General features: G+C 31.8%; 5 protein-coding genes and 1 riboswitch. Of the genes, 1 reads left to right on the forward strand and 4 read right to left on the reverse strand.

The features are described 5' to 3' along the window. Window positions 1–257: 257 nt before the first annotated feature. Window positions 258–1,085: a tetratricopeptide repeat protein gene (locus H8718_RS14555; RefSeq protein WP_249333449.1), complete on the reverse strand. Its 828-nt coding sequence runs from the start codon at window positions 1,083–1,085 to the stop codon at window positions 258–260. Between the two features lie 74 nt (window positions 1,086–1,159). Next, window positions 1,160–2,113 (reverse strand): vWA domain-containing protein, encoded by a 954-nt coding sequence (locus H8718_RS14560; RefSeq protein WP_330597728.1) that lies wholly within the window; start codon window positions 2,111–2,113, stop codon window positions 1,160–1,162. A 288-nt stretch (window positions 2,114–2,401) separates the two neighbouring features. Next, window positions 2,402–2,488, forward strand: a riboswitch (cyclic di-GMP riboswitch). A 237-nt stretch (window positions 2,489–2,725) separates the two neighbouring features. On the opposite strand from H8718_RS14560, the gene H8718_RS14565 reads away from it, so the two are divergent. Next, on the forward strand, window positions 2,726–3,499 hold the full coding sequence (locus tag H8718_RS14565) for a hypothetical protein (RefSeq protein WP_249333450.1): 774 nt from the start codon (window positions 2,726–2,728) through the stop codon (window positions 3,497–3,499). 389 nt (window positions 3,500–3,888) lie between these two features. Here H8718_RS14565 and H8718_RS14570 read toward each other — a convergent pair whose 3' ends face one another. Both H8718_RS14570 and hisS read right to left on the reverse strand, forming a co-directional pair. Beyond that, complete coding sequence (locus H8718_RS14570; RefSeq protein ID WP_249333451.1) at window positions 3,889–5,193, reverse strand: DUF2812 domain-containing protein; 1,305 nt, start codon at window positions 5,191–5,193, stop codon at window positions 3,889–3,891. Window positions 5,194–5,390: 197 nt separating this feature from the next. After that, entirely contained in the window at window positions 5,391–6,737 is a 1,347-nt protein-coding gene (gene hisS, locus H8718_RS14575) for a histidine--tRNA ligase (protein ID WP_249333452.1), read from the reverse strand. Between the last annotated feature and the right edge of the window lie 481 nt (window positions 6,738–7,218).

Below are 7,218 nucleotides of genomic sequence, written 5' to 3' on the forward strand. Positions count from 1 at the left end.
ATGCTTATTACATCCCATAACAATAGACAAAAGTCTTTGTTTGTCTAAAACTTATTTTTAGACTTGCTTAATTAGATTTGTTTTTTATAGTGCCTTACTTTAAAATAATATGTACACCCTAAAGTAGATTCATTATAAAAAAATAGCAATCAAGAAGTTTCCTTCAAAATTGCTACTTTTATTTTATAGTATCACTTATATTTTCTACATTTTTTAATGGCTAATCAGTTATTAACTCTACCATTGGGAACTATGTCCTATGCCCCAATGTGCCCTCCCACTTCTTTAAGTTTACATTGTATATCTTCCTCAGTTAGTGTATAGATATGAGAAAATTTCTTTTCTAATGCCATATTGAAGTACTTAAGGGCACCTTTATATTTTTCACATCCTTGTAAAATCAGAGCATAGTAGTAATAAGGTTCTGGGAAGTTTGCATAATCAGCTATAAGCTCTTTATAAAGTTTAACAGCCTCTTTCTCATGACCTGCATAGTAATAACTTGTTGCAAGATTACATTTAATACGCTCACTGGTATTATTAAACTCAAACGCTTTTAAGTTAAACTCCAGTGCCTTTTTATAATTTTTCGCACATATAAGGAGATAACCTAAAGTCTCATAAATAAGAATACTATCTTTATCATTTAAAAGTGCTTCATAAATCTCAATGGCTCTATGTAAGCCGCCTTGTTTCCAAATACTTAATGCATTTGTTGCATTATAGTTAAGACGCTCATTATCATCCATGGTATCATAGCTAAGTGTCCCTAAAATTTTTGCGCCTTCATTTATTTTACCTTCACTTATTAAACGATACGCATATAAGATTTTAACCATACCCGGGCACCCTTCTAGTTGAATAGCCTTTTCATAAAGCATAAAGCTCTTCTCAATCTGCCCCTTCTTATAAGCAGATGCGGCTGAAGATGCAAGAAAAGCTGCTCTTTGTTTGTACATGACAAAGCCAAAAGAAACTATAAAAACGATAACACCTAAAAGAATATTCCTTAGAAAAAAGGAACAAATGAAACTAAGCACAACCCCTAAGAGTAAAATGGTATTAGCAGAATTCGTTTTTCTCATCGTCTTCTCCTTTATATTTTATCTATAAATAATTAAAAAATTATATCATTTACTAGATATCTAGTCAAATTTACTTAAAAGATTGGCGCTTGATTATTCATTGAATACCCATCACTTCTCACATCACTCATTTCTAAGCTAGTATCCTTTATTTCAATCTTGCTCAGTTTTTTAACTGCCCCATAAGACTCTTTTAGTGAAAGGCTGTCCCCTCGTCCAGAAATGACCCATAGAACTTTATAGCCTCTAGGAATAACCTGTAATTTTTCTTCACCTTTACCATCTGTGAAATAGATGAGTAAATTAATGTTTTTCTTATTAGCGTAATCAAAAACTGGCGTAAATCTGGTCCCCCCACTTGCACACCTTCTCTCTTGAACATCACGTACAGATTTTACTTTATAGGCACATCTAATTTGGTCATCACATTCTATAAGCGTAATCTCATGATTATAATTCTTGACAATATGAAGTACTTCCTTTATAGCTTGGTTAAACTCTTCCTGGCTCATACTTCCACTTATATCAACTGCAACAGCTATTTCTGCCTTGTGGTTTCTAAGCTGCCCTCTTAAATCTAGCCTTTCTGGTTGCCTTCTATTACGTCTTGTTATGGTCTTCTTTTTATTACTTTCAATGGTTCCCATTAATCTACTAAGATATAAATTCCAAGGCAATTCCCCCTTACTACTTTTAAGAGATGCAATCATACCTTCTAAATGAGCGGGTATACTCCCTTTCTGTGCATGAGTTATAAATTTCTGTGTAAACTCTTTAAGGGTTTTCTCATCTATTTCATCAGACTCTTCCCACAGGTCATGTGTGCTTCCTGGATTATAAGAATCGTCTATCTCACCCTCTTCATCTTCTTCTAGCAAATCAAAAGCTATTTGAAGCTTCTCGGCGTAATATTCAAAAGGTTCATAAGGCTCAAGCTGCAGACCATACTTAATGTTAACTTGTTTTAAAGTGGTCGCATAAGGTGGAAGGTAATCTAAATATTTATTAACTACTATGTCCATGGCCATATTAAGCACTCTTGTAGCATATCTACCTTTTAACTCTCGCGCCCTTATTAAATAATAATCATTATTATAACATATTTATTAATCAAATAATATCTTTATCTTTGCATCATTCCAATAAATGCTCTTTCTAACTATCCTACTCTGTTTATTTGTTCATCTAGAAATGTAAATTTTTCATCAATATATGTTATTTGAAAATAATTAATTACTTCGTATTGACTTTTATTTTTTATTTATGTATAATTTTTTCGACAGAACAAACATATGTTTAATTATAAACATAAATTTAAATTAAATGGGCAAACCTTGGGAAACCTTGGGACGCAAAGCTATAGGGGTTAAGGTTTTTTTAAACTATACCAGCCAGTTGCCAAAAAGTCATAAACTTTTTGTTATTATTTTTGATAGGATAATTTTACTCTCTTTGAGGAGATTTTTTATTGCAAGATTATAATACTTACTCTAAACTTGCATAAAATTCTTTATAAAAAATATCCTTCTGTACTTTAAAAAGTTAATACAGACTAAGGCATAGCTATGATAATAGCCTACTTCTAATTTAAATCATTTTTTCTGTTTAAAAATTTTAAAAAGATAAAATGAGGTGTTAAAATGAACAAATTTATGAAGTCACTATTAATCACAGGTATTGTTGCATCAAATGCTACAGCAGTATTGGCAACAACACCACAAAATGTCAGAGTATTAGAGCAAAGAGTAGCTACATCAGCTACACTTAAAGCTGAACAGGCATCTGTTAATTACTCAAATTTCATTAAAAATGGTGGTGGAGAACTTTGGGTTAATCTAACACTTGAGGGTGCTCAGTTTAATACAAATGATCCTTATAAAATCAAAGATGCCATTACACAAAATTATGATATTCAAACAACTTTAGCTGTAGGCAATGATGGAAAATCTATTGAAGTTGGTGTTTATAAACCAAATGCAGGTATTGAATATATTAATAATTGGGAAATCACAATTGATTCTTCTGTATTAACATGTGATAACGATGTAACAATTAAAATTCCAGTTCTCAAAGACATCCCTACAGTAAATACTCCAAAAGTTATCACAGATAGAAAAAGTATAACAGTTAAAGAGCTTGAAGAAGGTTTCATTATTAATCTTGAAGGCATAAATGGAGCTTACTTTAATACAGGATGTTTAGGAGGTTTTATTCGCCAAAGTATAATGCGTACTTCTAATATTGCTGTTAACCCATTACCATACTGCGATGGTCTTAATTCTACAAAAGTTAAACTTCATATTAAATCTTTAAATCCTGTACCTTACTATCGTGACACATTAGAATTTAGAATAGAAGGTGAAGCGACAAACTCTTCAGTACCACTCCTTGTAAGCCTTCCTATTATCAGATAATTAATTTTTCATATAACTTTAAGACCCTCAAACTAAGTTCGAGGGTCTTATTAATTTTAAGTAAATTTTTTAATATATTTATCTAAATTTTCTTCTGTTTGATTTTAGACAATACTTACCCATTCAAAAAGAGACTAAGCCCCCCAGCTTAGTCTCTTTTTCCTTGATACAGTTTTTTACTCTATCTATATGTATCATACGAATTTTGCCCTATTATATTAATAACATAACATATGTTATTTTTCAATAGGCTATTTTATTTTTAAGATTAATAGTAGACAAAGCTGAGCCTATGCCGTTGTTTTCAAGAAGAAAACTGCATAGCACTCAGCTTTTTGTCTATTATTATCTTAAGTGAAATTGTCTCATTCTCTTATATCGTTAGGCTTTTATGGGTTAAGTACCTCTTTAATGATATCTGCATTGACTTTATGGTAGAAGTCAATTTCTTCACTATCGATAAACAGAATAGTATCATCTTTGCGCAAAAGCAACTCATTCCAATTCTGATGTTTATACGCTTCATCTGCTCCAAAATAACTTCCATCAACCTTTTCTAGTGCCCCATAAGCAATACTTTCATCAGAATGACGTTCATAAAGTTTATCCCATACTATTTGCGCACTCCTCTCATTCTTACAATCATAATACGCTATATTAAAACTCATCCCCTCATAATTTTCCCTATAATCATAATACTTATTAAGAACAAAACTCTCTCCTGAGTCAATGCTTACCCATTCTATTTGAGCATTTTCATACCCTGGGAAGTTCCTAAGGCTTAATACCCCTACCCTTTTTGCTTCTGCTATTTCATCCTCTAGAAGCGGTCTTTCATAAGAGGTTCTAGAAATCGAAGTTATAATAAACATAAAAGTTGCGCAAATAATAGCGACTATACCTATGCCATATAAGAGATGGATATACACCTTCTTTTCCTTTGTCTTAGGTGATACATTATAATAATGCTTTTTATATAAGATAGTGATGATTATAACTGCACCTAGCATGGCTACTAGTGGCACAAATACCTTTAAATTCATTTCGCTATCACACATCCTATTAATCACTCTAAACAATAAGATCACTATAACGCCATAATACACATTTCGCCTATACTTTGCCCCCTTCAAGGTTGGCTCATAATCTTCTTGTCGTAAGCTTTTGATAATAAATATAATCAGATAAATACTATACAAGCTGTATGTGCCACCTATTGCCAACTTCATAAAAGCTGACTGTAAGGACATATTATCTAATAAATCATAATAATTCATTGTCGTTAACTCTCTAACACCCCACATAAGCCACAAAATACTAAAAAGAACCATCCATCCTTCTCTTGCGATGATGGTGTTCATCACTTGATTTTTCTTAATCTCCCCATATTTATGGATAGGCGTAGGTTCTATATCTTTCTTTGCCTTATAAATATATATATAATTCCCCGCCTTAATCTCTTGCCACTCTGAGGTTTTATACAAGCCTTCATATTCCTTTAGCATATTATCATCCAGCACCTCCACACAATAACGAATGTGGCGTGGCTTACTAGCTCTAAATTTACCAAATCCTAGAGTACCTATCTTTTCTAGTTCATACCCTTTCTGTCCCATTTCTTCGAGATAGATTTCAAGTGCTTTATAATCGATTGTTAAATAGCTTAAAAAGCGATATATATATTTTTCACCCATCTATTTTCCTCCCCATCAAAATCAGTCTTACTATTAGGCACCCATTCATATATTTTATTCGTGTCTATTCATAAATTCATTATATCAATTCAAAATTTTCAATACAATTTTAATTAACCCTAGCTACATCTCTTTTAAAGCCATACTAACTTTAGTCCATTGATATGCATCAGACGTATATCCTTTAATACCTTTTATTAAATTTCTCTTTTAAACCATTCCTTTCTGCTAACCTTAGTTTGCTCACCATTCTTCATATTTTTTATAATCAATTGTCCTTTTTCTACTTCATCTTCACCTATTATAATAACTGTGCTTATCTCTTTTGCATCTGCATAACTTAATTGTTTTTTAAGAGGGTCTTTATTCAAATAAATCTCCGACTTAATGTCTTGTCTCTGTAATGCCTGATTTACTTTAATACATTCTTTTAATGTATTACCAATAGGACTAATAAGATAATCTAACGTATCTTCTAAAGTATAGCTTCCCACAAATCCTATTTCCTTAAGTACAAAAAATAACCTTGTGATTCCTATAGATATGCCTACTCCGGGTATTTTCATATCTGTATAAAGTTCAGCCAAATTATCATATCGCCCACCTGAACAAATAGATCCATAATTTTCGTTTCTTTCAATAACTGTCTCAAAAACAGTTCCTGTATAGTAATCAAGACCTCTAATAATCTTTAATTCAACTCTAAGATTTTGCTCATTTACACCAAGTAATCTTACTGTATTTATGACTTCTTCTAATTCCTCTATACCTATCCTCATTTTAAAATAACCCATCTGCTCTTGATCACTATTAAACTGTTCTCCTAGTTTCTGATTAAAAGCTTTCATCTGTTTAATGACATCATCTACCCTCCCTTGAATCTCTAACAGTTCCCCAATATATATGGTCTTGCATGCTCCAACTAATTCCTCTATCTCTTTGATACAATTTTCTTTACCAATCTTATCATATTTATCAATAAGCCCCATAACCTCTTGTTGCTCTGCTATTCCTAGCATTTCTAGTAATCCTGATAAAATTTTTCTGTTACTTATCTGAAATCTATAATCTTTTAAACCAATACTTTCAAATGCCTGTGCTGCTAAACTTATAACAAATGCATCATTTGTAATATCTAACTTTCTAGGACTCACAATATCTATATCGAGCTGATAAAATTCACGGTATCTCCCCTTCTGATTACGTTCTCCACGATAAACCTTTCCAAATTGATAGCGCTTAAAAGGAAAAACTAATTCATTCATGTGTTGTACGACATAACGTACAAAAGGTACCGTTAAGTCAAATCTTAATGCCTGTTTATTTTTTTCTTTATCAATTCTATAAACTTGCTTCTCTGTTTCTCCCGCAGATTTAGCAAGTAATATTTCTTCTTTCTCTATAATGGGTGTATCCATAGGCATACAACCATTTTGTTCATAAACTTTACTCATTTTACTTACTATATCATTAAAGATAAGCTGTTCCTTTGTTGATAATTCCATAAATCCTGGTAAGATTGATGGTTTAATTTTCTTTGTCATACTAATCTCTCCTTTGAATTGGGGTAATAAAAAATGCACATAGGCTTTATACCTACATGCATTGATTCTCCCTTAAAAGAGAGCCTTGAATTATGAATTCAAATCATCACAGTAGATACAAGCCTAACGTCAAATAGACTTGTATCTACCAATCAAATTGGTGACCCAAGCCCTACTTGTGATGATGATGTAATTGAACTATTAGCGTTAATTGTTCTGAACTCATAATTCCCTCCGTATCTTATTTTGGATTATTGTACTCTATTTACATATATTTTTCAATCCCAAAGTTAGAATACTACCAACATTTGTATAAACAATCGTATCTTTATGCAAATGTCGCATATTTAATTAGCATAATTGTAAGCGATTAATTAGAATGTGTCCAAAAATAAAAATCGTACAATTAGAGTTGGAGCATTTCACTCTAGTTGTACGATTTATTATTTGCAGTTATTTTGAATCTCTGGTGCCCAAGGCA

It is taken from the genome of Zhenhengia yiwuensis (assembly GCF_014384995.1).
GTDB classification, from domain to species: Bacteria; Bacillota; Clostridia; order Lachnospirales; family Cellulosilyticaceae; genus Zhenhengia; species Zhenhengia yiwuensis.